11 protein-coding genes are annotated in these 17873 nt (G+C 51.1%); 1 reads left to right on the top strand and 10 read right to left on the bottom strand.

The genetic code is table 11. The annotated features are described in order from the left end of the window. Positions 1–50 precede the first annotated feature (50 nt). A complete protein-coding gene (gene crtI, locus V5J77_RS10000) occupies positions 51–1568 on the top strand; it encodes a phytoene desaturase family protein (RefSeq protein WP_338555630.1) in 1518 nt (505 codons plus the stop codon). A 110-nt stretch (positions 1569–1678) separates the two neighbouring features. Here the strand turns inward: crtI and V5J77_RS09995 are convergent, their stop codons facing one another. The 10 genes from V5J77_RS09995 to V5J77_RS09950 form a co-directional block, all read right to left on the bottom strand. After that, positions 1679–1885, bottom strand: a complete 207-nt coding sequence (locus tag V5J77_RS09995) for a hypothetical protein (RefSeq protein WP_338555629.1) — start codon at positions 1883–1885, stop codon at positions 1679–1681. Between the two features lie 391 nt (positions 1886–2276). After that, positions 2277–2681 (bottom strand): VOC family protein, encoded by a 405-nt coding sequence (locus tag V5J77_RS09990; protein ID WP_338555628.1) that lies wholly within the window; start codon positions 2679–2681, stop codon positions 2277–2279. 443 nt (positions 2682–3124) lie between these two features. After that, positions 3125–5929, bottom strand: a complete 2805-nt coding sequence (locus V5J77_RS09985; protein ID WP_338555627.1) for an alpha-mannosidase — start codon at positions 5927–5929, stop codon at positions 3125–3127. Continuing rightward, positions 5929–9195, bottom strand: coding sequence for a beta-galactosidase (locus tag V5J77_RS09980; protein ID WP_338555626.1), 3267 nt, complete (start codon positions 9193–9195; stop codon positions 5929–5931). Before V5J77_RS09980 ends, V5J77_RS09985 begins: the two co-directional genes overlap by 1 nt. Beyond that, positions 9192–10511 (bottom strand): glycoside hydrolase family 125 protein, encoded by a 1320-nt coding sequence (locus V5J77_RS09975; RefSeq protein ID WP_338555625.1) that lies wholly within the window; start codon positions 10509–10511, stop codon positions 9192–9194. Before V5J77_RS09975 ends, V5J77_RS09980 begins: the two co-directional genes overlap by 4 nt. Positions 10512–10824: 313 nt before the next feature. Next, positions 10825–11742: a carbohydrate ABC transporter permease gene (locus V5J77_RS09970; RefSeq protein WP_338555624.1), complete on the bottom strand. Its 918-nt coding sequence runs from the start codon at positions 11740–11742 to the stop codon at positions 10825–10827. A gap of 69 nt (positions 11743–11811) precedes the next feature. Beyond that, entirely contained in the window at positions 11812–12750 is a 939-nt protein-coding gene (locus V5J77_RS09965) for an ABC transporter permease subunit (protein ID WP_338555623.1), read from the bottom strand. A 77-nt stretch (positions 12751–12827) separates the two neighbouring features. Continuing rightward, positions 12828–14303, bottom strand: a complete 1476-nt coding sequence (locus V5J77_RS09960; RefSeq protein ID WP_338555622.1) for an ABC transporter substrate-binding protein — start codon at positions 14301–14303, stop codon at positions 12828–12830. A gap of 126 nt (positions 14304–14429) precedes the next feature. Further along, on the bottom strand, positions 14430–15956 hold the full coding sequence (locus V5J77_RS09955) for a response regulator transcription factor (RefSeq protein ID WP_338555621.1): 1527 nt from the start codon (positions 15954–15956) through the stop codon (positions 14430–14432). After that, positions 15949–17769, bottom strand: coding sequence for a sensor histidine kinase (locus tag V5J77_RS09950; RefSeq protein ID WP_338555620.1), 1821 nt, complete (start codon positions 17767–17769; stop codon positions 15949–15951). Before V5J77_RS09950 ends, V5J77_RS09955 begins: the two co-directional genes overlap by 8 nt. Positions 17770–17873 lie beyond the last annotated feature (104 nt).

Here is a 17873-nt window from a genome sequence, read left to right as displayed (position 1 = left end):
TTTTTTTGAAAAATGACGTTTGATTTTAGTAAAAAGGGAGGCAGAAACAATTGACGAGTAAAAAAATCATAGTAATTGGCGGAGGTCTAGGCGGCCTATCCGCCGCTATCAGGCTAACGGTTGACGGCCATCGCGTCACCGTCCTGGAGCAGCAGGAGCGCGTTGGCGGCAAGCTGAACATCCGCTCGGGTGAAGGCTTTCATTTCGATACAGGCCCATCCATTTTGACGATGCCTTGGGTGCTGGAGCAGCTATTCGCTAGTGCAGGAAGACGGCTGGCGGACTACATGACGCTGGAGCGGGTTGAGCCGCAGTGGCGAACCTTTTTCGAGGATGGCTCGCAGTTCGACGTGACCGGAGACCTCCCGATGATGCTGGAGCAGCTAAGACGTGTGTCGCCGGAGGATGCCAAGGGCTTTCTGGCTTACCTGCAATACTGCCAGCAGATGTATGAGCTCAGCATGAAAAGCGTATATGGCAAAAGCTTAAGCGGGCTGCAGGATTTGCGGGGACAGCACAGCATGAAGGAGCTGCTGGCGATGGACCCGCTTCGCACAATGCATCAGAGCACGAGCCGCTATTTCAAGGATAAACGCTTGCGGCAGCTGTTCGATTTTTTCATTATGTATATTGGTTCCTCGCCCTATGCAGCTCCAGCGGTGCTTTCTCAGCTCATCCATGTGCAGCTTGGGCTCGGCATTTATTACGTCAAGGGCGGTATGTACAATATTGCGCTTGGCATGCTGAAGCTGCTCGGCGAGCTTGGTGTGGAGGTTCGGACGAGCACGCCTGTCGCAGCAATCAATACACGGGGCAAGACGGCAACGGGCGTTACACTTGCGGATGGTACGGTGCTTGGCGCCGATCTTGTCGTTTCCAATCTGGAGGCGATTCCGACCCATCGCAAGCTGCTCGGCCATCATCCTGGTACTGCCGCGGCGGCAGATGGCCTGAGAAAATATGCTCCAACCGTATCCGGCCTCGTGCTGCTGCTCGGCATCGACAAAACCTATGATCAGCTTCGCCATCACAATTTCCTGTTCTCGCAAAATCCAGAGCGGGAGTTCCAGGATGTGTTTGTCACTGGCATCCCAACGCCTGACCCAACCGTCTACATTGGAGTATCCAGCATTTCCGACTCGACACAGTCACCAATAGGACAACAAAATTTATTCGTGCTGACCCACGTTCCCCCGCTTAAGCCCGGCGAGGACTGGGACATTTACAAAGAGACCTATCGCGAGCTGGTGCTGGATAAGCTGGAACGAATGGGCCTCGATTACCTGCGCTCGCACATTTCGTTCGAATACAGCTTTACGCCTAATGATCTGGAGCAGCTTTATGGCGCCAACGGCGGCTCCATCTATGGCGTTGTCACCGATCGCAAGCTGAACGGCGGCTTCAAAATTCCGAGCAAAAGCGAGCTGCTCGACAACTTGTATTTTGTCGGCGGCTCCACTCACCCCGGCGGCGGCGTGCCGATGGTTACGCTGTCGGGTCAGCTGACGGCAGACCTCATTAAAGAGCAGGCGGATAGCCGCTCTAGGGGCAGGTTTACTGCGGGGTAGGGTTACTGTGAGATAGGGATTCTGCGGGATAGAGTTAATGCGAGATAGGGATTCTGCGAGGTAAAACTATAGTTTTAGAGCTGTATTTAGCTGTGACATTGAAGCCTGAGTTAGCCTTCGAACGTTGAAAACGAGAGTGTGACGGGAAAGTGGCAGGAGTTTGAGCTAAACTGTTCGGTTTCGGTTTCGGTTTCGGTTTCGGTTTCGGTTTCGGTTTCGGTTTCGGTTTCGGTTTCGGTTTCGGTTTCGGTTTCGGTTTCGGTTTCGGTTTCGATCGCATTTAGGCGATAAGATGGCAACTGAGCTTTGGCGGACACAGCAACCGCTATATCCTTCATTTGTCGTTTTAGGAGGGGCTCGCGGACACAGCAGTCGCTAAGGGCACCCGAATCCCTTTTTTAACACAATAATCAAGGAAATAAGCGCTTTCCTGTCCGCTCATCTGCCAAAACGGGGAAAAATGCTCCAATAGCGGAACGTCAGCCCGCCAAGGATGCGAGCACCTCCTATATTCACAAAGATGCCCTAAGGATTGCACAATTACAAATAGGCTACCAGCGTCTGCGAAGATCGCGAAATAGGTCCCTATCTCTAAAATTATGAAGTACCTAGACAAAATGAAGAGACCATAGCCCGTCGCTATGGTCTCATTCAGCAGTCAGTAAAATTACGAATTACGAAATTCGCCTCATTCACTTTAACTGTTCTTCAATACCTGCCACCGAACCGTTTAATTGCTTCCTCGGTCACCGGCGTGAAGAGGTTAACAAGATTGCCGTCAGGATCGCGAAACAGCACAGCACGATTCCCCCACGGCATTGTGGTAGGTTCCTTTACCCACTCTTTGACAAACGGCTTCAAGCGCTCATATTCGGCATCAACATTGTGGACATGGAACTCGATGATGACAGTGTAATTATTGGCCGCCATAGCGGAACCCGCGCCGAACAGCTGCACCGTCTGGGTGTGGCCGATCGCCAGGGTGCACGATGGCATAACGAGTTCGGCAAAGACCGGCGCTGGGCGTTCCGCCGCGACACCCGTAATTTTCTCATAGAACTCGACGAGACGATCCACATCATCAGTAATGATGCGTACAGAAGCAAAATTCACGAAATATCATCCTTCCTAATAATAAGTGATACAATACCGTACATAGCATTTTGGACCAAAAATGCTTCGCACTTACTCCTACTCCTACTCCTACTCCTACTCCTACTCCTACTCCTTTACGATTAATTACTCCTACTATACAAAAACACTACTGACAACAGTGTGTCAGTAGTAACAGTGTGTCAGCAGTGTTGTTATGAAGAAATCATAGGAAAAGAGTGATAGGCCCGAACTTTATCGAGGGTGATTATTGTTTGTCGACCACACCCCATTTGTTGCATGTAACGATAAAATTCACTCTTTTTCACCTATTTCCTTTTCCCCGAAAAAGCTCAGCCAAACTGCTAGTTTTCTCTAACAAACCACAAAAAAGACCCTTACGCCTCAACTTGACGGCAATAAGGGCCTCCCTTCTACTTTTATAAAGCATACTCTCTCATATACTAAAGCTTAAACCCAACCGTCACAATCTCACAAGGACCAACCTTCAAAGCTGCCCCTTGCTCAGCGCTCACTTCAATCGCTTCACCTATACGCTCCAGCACATCGCTCTTATACAGCTGCTTGAAAACAGCAGCATTGCCGCCAATAAAGCCTGCATCCGACAAGCTGAGCTCAGCCGCCTGCTGCTTCATATTAAACCAGCGCAGCACAGCGTCGCCGGACTGCTGGCTTACTTTCAGCGAGGAGAAGGCCATGCTGTCGCCTTCCCAAGCAAGCAAGCCGCCAACAGGTGCAAGCACGCCTGCATGAACCGCTGTTTGGCTCGCCGTCCAAGGCACTTGGAATTGATAAGCCTGTGCATAAGCACCTGATGAAGCGCCGTCGCCGTTATGCGGAATGATCGACAGACGGAAGCTTTGCTCGCCAAGGCATTGTGCTTCTGGAGTCGGGAATACGCCCCAGTCGCCAAGCTCGGAAACCGACCGAAGCAGCGTAACAGCAATCGTATTGCGCCCGTCGCGCAGCACTTCGTATTCATTCAAGCCGAGGTTCGCTACAACAAGTCCGCCCTGCTCGCCGCTCACATCAACAAAGGCTTGCTGATGCTGGGTGTTGCTCGGATTTTCCCACTCTGCCGAAGGCTCATTGTCACGCACAGCGACTTCAAAAATGGAATCCACATGATGAACCGCCGTCTCTACATCCGTCGGGAACAGCACGCGAACGCGATGATCCTTCGCCTGATTGTTAAACGAAGCTTGTAGTTCCAAGCTTCTGGAGCTGCTGGAAAGCGCAATAACTGTCTTAATCGTGAGCGGCACCATGTCCGTCACACGCTGTGCTTTACGCTCAGGGTAATAAACAGCTTCCTGCTTCTCAAGCTCGAACGTTTCATCCGCCGAAGCCGGAACCTCCCATTCATGCACGATTTCATAAGCGGTACGATAAGCGTTTTGCTCCACTAAACGAATCGTTGCTTTCAAGCCCTTCGTCGTAATCGCCTGCTCGTTATCCGGCTGCTTGTACATATATTCATTGCCGATATCGCCTGTATTCTCATAAACACCAAGCCCACGGTATACTTGACCGCTTTGCTTGTCCGTCAAATCATAGGAGCCATCTTCAGCGATAGCGACTTGCAGCCATTCATTTTCAAGCACAGCCGGATTCGCAAGCTTAGCCGCTGCACTAGCACTAGCACTAGCACTAGTACTCGCACTCGCAACCGCTTCGCCCGCCAACCCAACCTCTGCTCCAGCAGCATGACGAACCCATGCATAGGACGACAGTCCAAGCGCTGGCACGTTCACCGCAGCGAACGTCAGCTTCACTCGGCGGCACATGTAAGGCTGGCGGAACTTATCATCCGGCAGATCATAGCCAAACTGCAGCCCCAAATCCTCCACAGAGCAAGCAACCGCTGCGCCGTTAGTGTCTACGAGCACTCTGCCCGAAATATCGACGGCATTCATCCGGCGATTCACCTCAGGCAGCGGCAAGCCTTCACGGAAGTATAGACGCTCCACATCAAGCTCAATTTCTACAACGCCACTGCGCTCCCAGCCTGTCGTGTTATAAACAACGAACGGCAGTGCAGCTTCACCATACGAAGCGAATACCGAGGTATCCACCGCTTCGGCAATCGCTTGTGTGCTATCGGCAACAATCGTCTCCGCAACATGACGGCTCTTGTCAAAACGAGTGACCATCTCGCGGTGCACCTCGTCCACGCTGCAGCCGCAAATGCTGTCATGCGGATGGTTTTGCATTAAGGTTTTCCAAGCATAGGTAAACAGATGATGCGGGTATTCCTGTCCAAGCTTGTGGGCAATCGTCGCAAGCGGCTCCGCTACCTTTTCGAGCATCGCTTGGCCGAGCTGATTCATTTGCTTCAAATAAACGCGTGCCGAAGCCGTGTTCACAAGTGTAGACCAGCCATCTGTACGTTGGCTGCGCAGCTCGCCCTTCACGACCGAAAGCTCGCGGTCAAGTCCGCTGTTTACCGCTGCCAAATAATCCTCAAAGTTGGAGTGGATAAAATCCGTATCCGGGTACAGCTTTCTTGCTGTCGCCAGCGCCGCGGACAAATCCTGCTGAATAGGCTGATGATCGCAGCCGTTCATGAACAGCAGCTCGCCAGTAGCCGCATATTTCTCGGCCTCCTCCAGCTTTTTGTCCCAATAGAGCTTCGCCTCCTGCTCGTCTACTGGAACCTCCATGCCGTTGCAATACCAGTTGGCAAAAAGAATGCCCAGCACGCGCGAGCCGTCAGGACCTTCCCACAGCAGCTCGGAGAATGAGGATTCATAATTTGAATCTGCTACCGTATTGTTAAAGCCCGTCGGCTTCACGCCTCTGCCGAATATCGCATTATCAATGCCAGCTTGTCGCAAAATTTGCGGTGCCTGCCCGATGTTCCCGAACGTATCCGGGAAGTAGCCGACCTTGGCAATGATGCCATAACGGCTTGCATCCTGATGGCCCAGCTGCAAATTACGCAAATTCGCTTCGCTGCTCGTCAGAAAGGCATCCTGCAAAATGTACCAAGGACCGATCGGAATACGTCCTTCTTTAATATATTTTTCAAGGCGTTCCCGATTTTCCGGGCGTACCTGCAAATAATCCTCAAGAATGATCGTCTGGCCGTCCAAATAAAAGCTTTTGAAATCGGGGTCCGTATCCAGCGTATGAAGCAGCGTATCCATTAGCTTCACGAGGAGCACATGATGCTTCTCATATGGCAAATACCATTCGCGATCCCAATGTGTGTGGGAAATAATGTGGGCTTTTCTTTTAGAAGCCATTACTGCGCACCTCTTCCTTCTTCCTGTTGATCGGGCAGCGAAACCGCTACCTCTACTTGATGGGGGCGATAGACAGCAAGCAGCTTGCCGCTTGCATCCGTTGCGAACAGCACAGAACGATCCTTTTCCAGTGAAAAAGCGTACCGTCCTCCCGTCGCCGGGTCTTGCACTTCAATCTTTGCATCGAATCCAGATTCGGATACGAATACGAATAGCGCGCCGCTCTTAAATGTAAGCTTACGCCCATAAATTCCCGGCAGCTTGCCGCCTTGCAGCCAATTCAGCTCCTGCTCGCAGCCGGCCGACTCCAGTGCATAACGATACAGCTCCTTAATCGGCTCCGTACGCTCGTTGAGCTCCAGCGGCAGCGGACTCCATATCAGACGTCCTTTGCCTACAGCCAGCTCAACAAGCTCGTCGCCGCCCTTTGCTGCTCGATGAACAGCGCCAGCATCACTGACAGCCGCTTCACTCGCAGCAGCGCCGCTAACTAGAACCTCTTTCGAAACCTCGGCAATTCGGCGATTGCCGTAAGAAACAGGATAGACAGCTTCGCCAATACGCAGCTGTTCCTCGCGCTGCACGTTGCGAAGCTCAAGGTGGCCAAGCAGCTTCGAGCAGCGATCGCTCGCTTTCCAATAAGCGTCCAGGCCAATCGGTCCCATCCATAATAACGTAACGCCCGCTTGCTCTACAAGTGCAATTAGGCGACCAAATGCCGCATCATCCAGGTTGTGCGCACTCGGCACAAGGAGCAGCTTCGGCGGATTCGCCTCCAGCTCCTGCAAATGATATTCCGAAGCGCCGCGGAATGGCGTATTCAGCTCATAAGCGAGCACACGTGTCGCACGCGTTGTCGCATCAAACGCCAGCTTGCGATTGGAGAAGTCGTTGGAATACGGGAACAATACCGCCGTATCCTCCAGCTTGCGATCCTCGAATAAATCTCGAATCTGCTCCATAAAGCTGCCAAAATCATACGAAACATCCGCCTCCGGCTTTTCCGTTCCATCCGCCCGCAGTGCGCCGATATGCGATTCATTGGCATTGTCCATATAGAAGTTTGTATTCCAGATCCACTGGACGGCACCAGCACCGCCTGTCGCAAAGGCATACGCATATTTGCGCTCCAGCAAGCTGTGCAGCTCCGTTTCCGAGCGCTTCGCTCTGCCATCTGGCGTCTCCACATACATAATGCCAGTTTCCTGCACGACATTCGGTTTGTTTGCTGTTTTCGCAAACAAGCTGTCCCACACGAGATTATCGTTCAGCCACCAGGAGTGAACCGTTGTATAATCGGCGGCCTCCTCGTAGAAAAACGGCGAAGGGCGCTGAGCGCCCAGCGCCTCATCCTGACCAACCGTTACCATATGGTCCGGGCATTCGTCTTTGATCGCCGCATACAGCTGCTTCGCCCAGCGATTGTGCATCTCCATCGAGAACAGCACATAATCGAGCCAGCGTGTGCCATTTTTCCCCTGATGCATGTCCTGCACATCGAAGTTGATTTCTTCCGGCTCCGGCGGCACTGCCGCTTCATAGCTTGGCAGCTGCTCCGGTGACATATTCCACAGCTCTTGGAGCCGCTCAAGCGATCCGTGGCGCTGCTTCAGCCATGCGGTATAAGCCTTCTGTTCAAAAGGATCTCGCGCTGAACGCGGCCCATTCGAGAAAATCCGCGGCGGATCAAACATCGACGGCTCATTGATCAAATCCCAGTCGACATTCATCGTCTGCTTGTGGCGAGAAACGATCGCACGCACAAAACGCTTCTGCGCCTCTACGCTGCGCGGATCAAGATAAGGATTTAGCCCTTCCCACGTTTCCGGCGTAAAGGAGAAGAACGTAAAGGTCACCTGCAAATCGTGACGCTTCGCCGTCAGCAGAAAAGCGTCGATCGAACGCAGCGCCTCCTCGGAGGCATGGCCGTCCACCTGCATCACATTGCGGTATGCCGTCCAAATACCGGTTCGAATCCAGTTGATGCCGGCCTTGCGCATTTGCGCCATGTCACGGTCCCATACGGAAGCATTCGGCAAAAACAGAAACTTCCGCGCCACATCCGACGTCATATACGTCATTCCAACAACAGGAAGCGGACGCCCGTCCTTCTGAAAATAATCCCGTCCGCTCGTCACCGGGCTTCCCTCTGTAAGCAGCTTTTGATCAAAGCCCCAGAAGCCCTGGCGCAAAATCCGCACCTCGCCCGACGTCGATTCCGCTCGGCATACGACCTTATAGTAGCCGCTTTGCAGCTCAAGCGGCACGGGCAGCCTTACAATCTGCTGCTGCTTGCCCGCCTTCTGCTGCAAACGGCATGTCCAATTCTGCTGCGAGCTGTCATGCTCAACCGTTATAGCAAAATCCCACTCCGCCGCCGTGTACAGGTCAGCCTGTCCATCGAAAGCAGCTTTCTGCTCTGCACGCTCATAAGCAGAGGACTCGCACCCGGCAGCTTGCTCCTGACGAAGCTGCTGCACCTGTAGCGTCAGCATCGCCCGCTCGCCCGGCTCGAAGGAAGCGTAGTTCGGCTTCAGCCACAGCTCGGTTACACCAGCGGCACAAAAGGCTGCCCAGCGCGCAAGCTCTGCTGCTCCTCCTTCCAGCCAGAACGCCTTCGTCAGCGGCTGGTTAACGAACAGCCAGCGCGCGCCTGCGAAAATCCCCTTCGTATTTTCCCAAAGCACGACAGGCGCAGCTACCTCGCGCCCCTTGGAGGAAATCCCCTTCAGCAGCGGGTAAATATGGGCATCCATTGGGCCGGCAGAGCCCATTTGATGCGGCAAATCGCTGCTTTTCGTCACATGCGGCACCAGATTCCAGGTTGGCGCCACAGTGAACAGCGCTTCCTTGCCCGCCAGCAGCGGAAGGTCCTCCGCTGCTGCAAGCGCCGCTATGGGAGCAGCAGCGACTGGCAGCATTTCATGAATATGAAGCTCGCGATGATAGGCCGTCTGCTCCGTCTCCACCTGCCACTCGCCAGTCTCGCTGCGGCGAACCGGACGCTTGAATGGCGCGCCGCCCAAGCTGATCAAGCCGCCGCCGCGCCGCAAATAGCCGATGATAGCTCTCCAAGCCTGCTTCGGAAAGTAAGGCGCATGCATATTGATGAAGCTTCCTGCTTTCGCAGCATCAAGCGCATCCGCAAGCTCGCCTGCCCGAACAACACGGCCTGCTCCTGCAAGCAGACCATCTAATTCCAAAGGGAACTCCGAGGCTATAGGAAAGGACGGATCATAAAAGATGATGACATTCCGCTGGCTCATAGCAGTCCATCCTTCATCGCCCGATAAACAAGCTGCGAGAATAAGCTGTTCGACCAAGCAAACCATTTTCGCGTAAAAATGGCTGGATCATCTGCATGGAAGCCTTCATGCATAAAGCCGGTATCGGCATCAGTCGCTTCCAGCATAGCAATCATCGCCAGCTTCTCTTCCTCGTTATTCGCAGTAATGCCCTGCATCGAAAGCGCCATATGCCAAATATAGCCTTGCGGCGTGTGCGGACTTCCGATGCCCTTCGCGATTGTTCCTTCATAATAAAAAGGATTTTCCTTGCTAAGCGCAAATTTGCGCGTGTTTTGGTAAATCGGATCATCAGCGGTTGTGTAGCCCAAATAAGTAATGGAGAGCAAGCCAGGCGTGCCCGCGTCATCCATTAAGCAATAGTTGCCGAAGCCGTCCGTCTCATAAGTATAAATAGGGCCAAATTCCGGGTGACGATAAATGCCATACAGCAAAATACCATGCTCGACATCCTCCTCCAGCTGCTTAAGCTCCTTCACAAAAGCCATATCGCGGAATACCCACTCCGCCATCTCTCTCATCTGCCGCAGCGTTACAACCGCGAACATATTCGCTGGAATGTTGTAATGGAAGTCGCAAGCGTCATCGCTCGGACGGAAGCCCGACCAGATCATTCCGGTATAATTAACCGGCATACCCATTCCGCTATTTCGCAGTGAATCGGTAGGAATGCCGTTGTCCCTTACAAAACGGTAAGGGGAAAGCTCAAAGTGGCGCTGCTCGGTTTTCCAAAGCTCCACGATACGGCGCATTGCTGCCTTAAAGCTGGAGTCAAAAATATCGGTTTGCTCGGTCTCTTTCCAATACGCATAAGCAAGACGCATCGAGAAGCAGATGGAATCCAGCTCGAACTTGCGCTCCCACACCCACGGCGACATGTCTGTCTCATCCGTCGTGTTCCAGTGCCAATCATTGGCCGATTCATTAAAGGCATTCGCATAAGGATCAATCAGAATGTTGGCCATATGGCGCTTGATCAAGCCGCTAATGATACGGCGCAAGTACGGGTCATTTTTCGCCAGCGGCACATAATGAATAACCTGCTCCACCGAATCGCGCAGCCACATGGCAGGAATATCTCCCGTGATAATAAAGGTTGTGCCGTCGTCCAAGAGCTTCGTCGTCGTCTCCAGCGTATTCGGGAAACAGTTTTTGAACAGCTGCGCAAGCTTCGGGCGATGCGCAAGCTTCTGCTCTGCTTCTTCCAATACCTGCTGAACCGCTTGCGGCAGCGCAAGCTCTGGCAGCGGGATTTTGGGCAATCTGAATTGTTCCATAATGAGTGTAGCTCCTTTGATTATTTATCTATTTTAGACTATATAAGCTGAACGATTGATAAGCATGATGGCGAAGGTCGTCACTGCGAGAAAGATTGGACTTCCGGCCGCTGTTGTTTTCTGATTTCCTTTATTATCCCTCTTTGAGGTTGAAATAAGAAAACAAAGGCTAATGCTTACGAAGCGGCTTTCCTTCGGAAAGCTTTACTCTCTCCAGTTCCAACCTTTCCCTCCGTTTCTCCCCTGCCACATTGCTTTCTTCGGTTCAACTTATATAGCCTATTAATATTTCTAAACCTTTCATAAGCAGCATCTATTCTTTTACAGCGCCTACCGTCAGGCCTTGAATAAAATAACGCTGGAAAAACGGATAAGCGAACACAATCGGGCCGGTTGCCAGCACGACCATGGCCATACGCGACGTATCCTGCGGCATGGATTGCAGCACGCCCACGCTTAGCGAAGCATTTTGTGAATTTTTCATAATAAATTGCATGCTGTTCTCAATTCGCATCAGCATGGATTGCAGCGGCACCAAATTAGGAGAATCAATATACAGCAGCGCATTGAACCAATCATTCCAGTAGCCTAGCGTACAGAACAGGCCAATGGTCGCAAGACCTGGAAGCGACAAAGGCAAAACGAGGCGGAAGAAAATGCCGAACTCGCCAGCGCCGTCGATTTTGCCCGATTCAATAATGGCATCCGGCACCATCGTCGAGAAAAACGTCCGCAAAATCATAATGTAGAAAGCATTAACCGCTAGCGGCAAAATAAGTGCCCACAAGGAATCCTTCAGCCCTAGCAGCTGTGTCATGACGATATACGTCGGAACGAGACCGCCATTAAACAGCATCGTGAAGAAGGCAAAAAAGGCGAAAAAGTTGCGATACTTAAAATTGCGGCGCGAAATCGCATAAGCGAACAAGGCGGAGCATACGACACCGATAATTGTGCCGACTATTGTAATCGTAATCGTGACGCCATACGAACGCAACAGCTGGTCGCCCGCCTTGAATAAATAGCGGTACGCCTCCAGGCTCCATTTTTCTGGAATGATCTGATAGCCATTGCTGGCGAGCGTCGCCTCATCCGTGAAGGAAATAATCGTTACAAACAGAAATGGAAAGACGCATAATAAGGCAAATATACCAGCCACGGCATGAAAAATAAAATTCCACGCTGGCGAGAGCTTATGAAAATCACGGCTCTTAATCGTTCCAACAGACACAGCCGTTTCCCCCTTTTGTTTTGGACTTCTGTTCTTCGTACATGTTGAGCAAGCCTGCTGACGCCCGTCCTAAAACAATGCGTTGTCCTTATTAAACTTGCGTACGATACCATTGGATGTAATAACCAGAATGAAGCCGATAATCGACTGGTACAAGCCCGCAGCCGTCGTCATGCCGATCTCACCCGTGGATTTAAGCCCGCGATAAACGTAAGTATCAATAACGTTCGTCACGCTATAGAGCGTACCCGAATCGCGCGGCACTTGGAAGAAGAGGCCAAAGTCGGCATAGAAAATTTTCCCGATCGCCAGCAGCGTCAAAATCGTCATGAGCGGCATCAGCATCGGAAGCGTTACATTGCGGATTTGCTGCCATTTGTTTGCGCCGTCAATCATTGCCGCTTCATAAAGCGACTTGTCGATGCCCATAATAGCGGCCAAATAAATGACGCTATTATAGCCGACCGATTTCCATAGGAAGACGACGACGATCATAACCGGCCAATAGCCAGGGCTCGAATACCAGTTGACCGGGTCCATGCCCAGCATCTCCGCAATTTGGTTGAACACGCCTCTATCCAAGCTCAAGAAGCTGTAGACGAAGTAGCCCACGATAACCCACGATAGAAAATAAGGCAGAAACATCCCCGTTTGATAAAGCTTGGCAAGGCGCTTGTTCGTAATTTCGGCAAGCATAATCGCCATTGCTACTGCAATGACAAGGCCCAGCACGATAAACACAACATTGTACAGCACCGTATTGCGAGTAATGATATAGGCATCATTCGTACTGAACAGAAACTTGAAGTTTTGAAAGCCTACCCATTTGCTTTCCATAATGCTGGCCAGAAAGCCATTGCGGCTGTAGCGGTATTCCTTGAAGGCAATAATCATGCCCGCCATCGGCAGGTAGGAAAATAGAATAAACCAGGCTGTAGCTGGAAGCACCATTAGCAGCATGGCAGTATTTTTGTTCATATCCTTGAAAAAACGTCCTATAGCTCCCACTTTCTTCACCTCTTCGCAGTCGAATTAATGAGAGAAGGCATGAAGCGAATACGATCATTCGCCCCACGCCTTCCGCTTTACTTGCCGTTCGCGGCTCTCCACTCATCAAGCTGGCGCTGCGCTTCCTCAATAATTTTATCCAGGCCTGCCGCTTTAAACTTCTCATTGGCACGCGGCAAATAAACTTCAGGGTCAACCGTACCGGTCATTAGAGCGGCCCAGTACTCTTCTTTTACGTTTTGTACAGAAGCAATTTCTGTTGTCACCTTCGAAGTATCGAAGTTGAAGCCCAGCAGCGGCGCTACTGTACCCGCATCATTAAACTTCTTGAACTCTTCCCATTTGTTCGCCGGGTCTGTCGTATTCAAATACGTAATCATCAGATTGCCAAGCGAGAAGGTTGGCATATCGTAGTTTTTCGACTCGTCGAGATTTTCCATAACGGTGTCGCTTACCTTTTTGTAATGCACGCCTTCAATACCCGAATCAATCATATTGCGCAGGACAGGGTCCGTATTCAGCAGGTTCAGAAACTCCATCGCTTTTTCTGGATAAGCGGAGTTAGCGGAAATGGCCTGCATCGAGCCCATGACCGACCAGTTGTAAATGAGAGCATCGCTCGCTGGCGTCGATACAACTGGGTAGCCGTAGCTCGCCGACCATAGATTGTCCGCGAATGGCTGCGAGGTCGCACGGTCCGCAAACCATTTGCCCGTCGTTTGCGCATCCGTCATGGAATCCATCGTTGCGGCTTCCGTCGGAATGTAGCCTGCTTTGTAATATTTGTGCATCGTGCCGAGAATTTGCTTCATCTCAGGCGTATCAAGCACGTTTACGATTTTGTAGTCTGTTGTATCGAGCGCAACCGCCATTGGCAGCTTCTCAATAATGTAGTCGTATTTCACATACGGCATTTGGTTTTTGTCTACCGCAAGCGCGTATACGTCCGGCTCATTTTCTTTAATCGTTTTCAGCAGCGGCTCCAAGCTCTCTAGCGTGTTTACTCCTGAAATGTCTAGGCCGTACTTGTCGAGCAACTGCTTGTTGAAGCGCCATACCTCTTGCGCCGGCAATTCTTTATTGGCTGGAATGCCGTAGTTATGGCCATCGACCTTGGAGCCTTCAAGGAAAGCCGGGTCCAGTGCGCTAACGATGCCTTGGCCTTTTTCCTTCAGCAAATCGTCGATTTGCAGGAAAGCGCCTTTTCTTGCATTTTGCACATAATCGAATGCCCATGAAGCTGTAAACATAATGTCAACCGGATCGCCGGATGCTGTCATCACTTGCAGCTTCTGAGCGTAATCGCCCCAGTCCACCATATTCATTTTAATCGTAACGCCAATTTTCTCCGCCGTGTATTTGCTCACCTCGGCCATCACTTTATCTACATCTTTTTGCGGTGTACCAATGGTGTACCAGATAAGCTCAACCGGTTTTTCGGCTGTTCCCGCTTCACCGCCGCTTTCATTTTTACTTCCGCAAGCGCCCAGCACAAGCGATGCAACCATCAGCAAGGCAAGCAGCGGCATAAATCTTTTTCTCTTGTTACTCATTTTTTTTCCTCCCCAATCTATGTTCTGTACTCTATGTTTAAAATTAACGGATGCAGCTATTTTCATATAGACCACAAACTAAAGGTATGATGTACAAATTAAAGAAAAAACTACTCCATCCTGTGATTAGAGTAGTCCCTTGTATTCAGTCGGGGAAATTCCGACGTATTTTTTAAATTGTTTGTAAAAATAGCCTGTCTCCCAGTAGCCGACGGTTGCCGCAATTTCCTGCACCTTAAGCTGCGTTTCCTTTAGCAGCTGCTGTGCTTTGCCGATGCGGTATTTATTTATATATTCCGTAAAGGTTTCATTCGTCTCCTTCTGGAACAGATGGCCGAGATAAACCGGATGAATATGATATTGCTGACCGAGCAGCTTAAGCGACAACGGCTGGGCATAGTGCTCATGCACCTCGCTCAGCACCAATTGAATGATCGGGCTTTTCACATCCCGCAGCAGCGATTCCACCGTCAAGGCTGCTGCTTCCTTCACAACCGCCATCAGTCCGTCAATCGAAGCAAGCTGCATAATTTTGGCGAAGCCCGCCTCATACAGCTCCGGCTGATCGGTCTGCTTGATCTCCCTCAGCTCCATCTTGAAGCGAATCATCAGCTCAATCGCCATGCTTTGTATGAAGGCAGGTGTAATGCCTTCCCTTGCATGACAGCGCTCGAACTCCGCCTCAATCGCTTCATGGAGCTTCTCTATATCCCTCGCTTTAATCAGCCTCGCAAAGGAGGGCCAATCGAGCGGGGCAGCAGCCTCGTTTGCCGTCCCTGACGCCTCTCCCTGCACAAGCAGATCATAATCTAATATTTCGAGATCATCATGCAGCAGAAAATATTCCTGCGCCTTCTTCGCATTCGCATAGCTGCGCGGCGCTGCTTCCCCCATTGCCTCGGCGCTGCCGATGGAGAGCCGCATGACGCGCCTCGCCAGCTTCGGCTGCATACCTCGCAGCTTTTCTATCGCCTTACGCTTGCCCTCCTCAGGCTCATCAAGCATAAATACGATGACCAAATCGCCATCAATATCGACAAACGGCAGCATCGACGAGTCTTGCAGCGCTAAGCGCTGAGCAGCCTCGTAGGCTGGTGATGACGGCTCATCCGTACGTATGACAGCGGTAACGACATACGGTCGGTCGAGACTTAGCTGAAGCAGCTCCATTCGCTCCTGCAGCTCATTTGGCGCAATGCGCCCTGTCAGCCAGCGGTACAATATATTATCGCGCAAAATACGAATATCGTATTCGCTGAACAGTCGGTCCGCCTTGCTGGCGTTCAGCTTGTCAATCGTGCCCGCGAGCGTTTCCTGCAGCTCGTCAAGATTAATCGGCTTGAGCAAGTAGTTTTCGACGCCAAGCTTTAAGCCCTCTTTTATATAATTGAACTCGCTATAGCCGCTTAAAATAATCATTTTGAGATCCGGGCGAAATTTACGCACTTCCCGAATAAGCGTGAGGCCATCCATCGTCGGCATCGAAATATCGGTCAATAATATATCAGCGGGTAAATCCATCAAAGCGGCCAGCGCTTCCTGACCATTTTCCGCGCTGCCGACGATTTCTAGGCCAAAGGCCGACCAGTCAATAATGTCATATAGTCCATCAATAATAAATGGCTCATCATCCACGATGAATACTCTATACATGCTCTGCCTCCTTGTCATAGGGAAAGGACAGCGTGACCGTCGTCCCCTCTCCCTCTTTGCTGTCGATATCGAGCCCATATTCGCTTCCGTATAGCAATTGCAGCCGCTCATGCACGCTTCTAAGTCCGAAGGAATCGCCTCCAGCTTCCTCTGGCAGTGCCAGTCTTTGCCGGATTTCCTCCAGCTGCTTGCTGCTGATGCCGCTGCCGTTATCGGCAATCGTCACCCAAATCCGCTCCTCCTTGCGCCGCACGTCCACTTGAACTTCGTTGTCCATGCTGCGGGGCCGCAAGCCATGCACCACGTAATTTTCAATAAGCGGCTGGAGCGCCATCCGCATCACCTGCTTGTCGCCAAGCCCTTCCTCGCAAAAGATAGCATAGGCAAGCCTGTCCTTATAACGAATGCGAAACAGCTCTAAATACAGCCGCGCCGTTTCCAGCTCATCCTTAAGCGTATTGCTCCCCTTCGGCTGAACAAAGCTTTTGAACAGCACCGACAGGCTGTAAATCATTTCGCCAACATCCTTCGCCCCCTGCGAGACGGCCCGCATGCGAATAACCTCCAGCGTATTGTATAGAAAATGCGGATTAACCCTCGCCTGCAAAGCCGCAAGCTCCGTATGCTTTTGCTTGATTTCCGCCTTATATACTGTGTCGATATGGCGGCTTAGCTCATCGAGCATATCATTAAAGCTGCGCGCAATTTGCCCCAGCTCATCGCCCCTGTCATCTTGAATGCGCGCGCCCAGCTCACCGCTCTCCACCTTGCGCATAAAGCGAATAATTTTATTCGTCCGTTTGGCAAAATTGACGACGGCGAGCGTCGGCACCAGCAGCACGACGGCAATGCACAGCGCGCTGATCAGCATAATCATCTGCTTCAGCCCTTGGGCTGCTGCTGCGACCTCCGCCTTCGGCGCTACGCCGACGACGATAAAGCCCGCCTGATTTTGCGTCAGCGTCGTGACATAGGACTCCTGCTCCAGCATTGCCGTTCCATAAAGCGTGTCAAGCTGATCCATATACGGATACATTTGTCCATAATACTTGTCCGAGGAGTCAAACAGCACCTCCCCTGCCGGATTCAGCACGACAATGTAGCCTTTAAGCTGACCCTCATAATTTTTCAGCACCTGCGCAATATTTTCCGATTTGAAGTAAACGAGCAATTGGCCCAGCCCTTTAAGCGTCTGCTTGTCATTAATCGGAAGCCGAAAAGCATACAGCTCCGGATCGTGCTGCTCAATGGCGCGCCGCACCCAAATATTCGGAACCGATACGCGGGTATCCTCCTGAGCCATTGCATCGGGAATGTAGGAACGCGAGGCGTTGGACGAAATGAGCTTCGTGACATGATTTTTCTTATATACATATAGAAACTGCCGATTCGAGCTGTACAGCAGCAAATTTTCGATATCAGGATCGTCCTCCAGCTTATTGTCAAAATAGTCGAGCCCCTTCGGCAGACTCGCACTCGTCTCATCTATATTTTGATCGAGCCTGAATTTCATATAGTCATCAAACGGGTTTTGCAAAAAATAAGATAAATTCAGCGATAGCGGCTCATTGCGGTATACATCCACCATCATGGACTGGACGGAATCATATTTGCGGGTCATATAGCTGTTTACGCTATCCATCGCTTTTTTCTGATTTTCCAGCTCATTGCGGACGATGGATTGCGACATAAAATCATACATAAAATAAGCAAAGGTGACAATTGTACCCGTTGTAATCAAAACAAACAGCAAAATCATTTTCATAAACAAATTATTTCGGACGTATTGATCGTACAGCCGTTGCAGCTTCATGGCACGCTCCTTTGTTGCGCAGCACCATCAACCTTGTAAGGACCTGCACATGCGTTATAAGTTATTACTATACTCTGAGTTGCAAGACATGGACAAGTGCTAGT

The sequence above is a fragment of the Paenibacillus sp. KS-LC4 genome, from assembly GCF_036894955.1.
Taxonomy (GTDB): Bacteria; Bacillota; Bacilli; order Paenibacillales; family Paenibacillaceae; genus Pristimantibacillus.
Note: the sequence above shows the minus strand (reverse complement) of the source record. Positions and strands in the feature narration are given on the sequence as shown.

Bases quoted from the DNA above. Each gene is read 5' to 3' on its own strand.
- V5J77_RS09955 (WP_338555621.1), bottom strand. From the start codon at position 15,956: ATGTATAGAGTATTCATCGTGGATGATGAGCCATTTATTATTGATGGA.
- V5J77_RS09985 (WP_338555627.1), bottom strand. From the start codon at position 5,929: ATGGCTTCTAAAAGAAAAGCCCACATTATTTCCCACACACATTGGGAT.
- V5J77_RS09950 (WP_338555620.1), bottom strand. From the start codon at position 17,769: ATGAAGCTGCAACGGCTGTACGATCAATACGTCCGAAATAATTTGTTT.
- V5J77_RS09960 (WP_338555622.1), bottom strand. From the start codon at position 14,303: ATGAGTAACAAGAGAAAAAGATTTATGCCGCTGCTTGCCTTGCTGATG.
- V5J77_RS09975 (WP_338555625.1), bottom strand. From the start codon at position 10,511: ATGGAACAATTCAGATTGCCCAAAATCCCGCTGCCAGAGCTTGCGCTG.
- V5J77_RS09980 (WP_338555626.1), bottom strand. From the start codon at position 9,195: ATGAGCCAGCGGAATGTCATCATCTTTTATGATCCGTCCTTTCCTATA.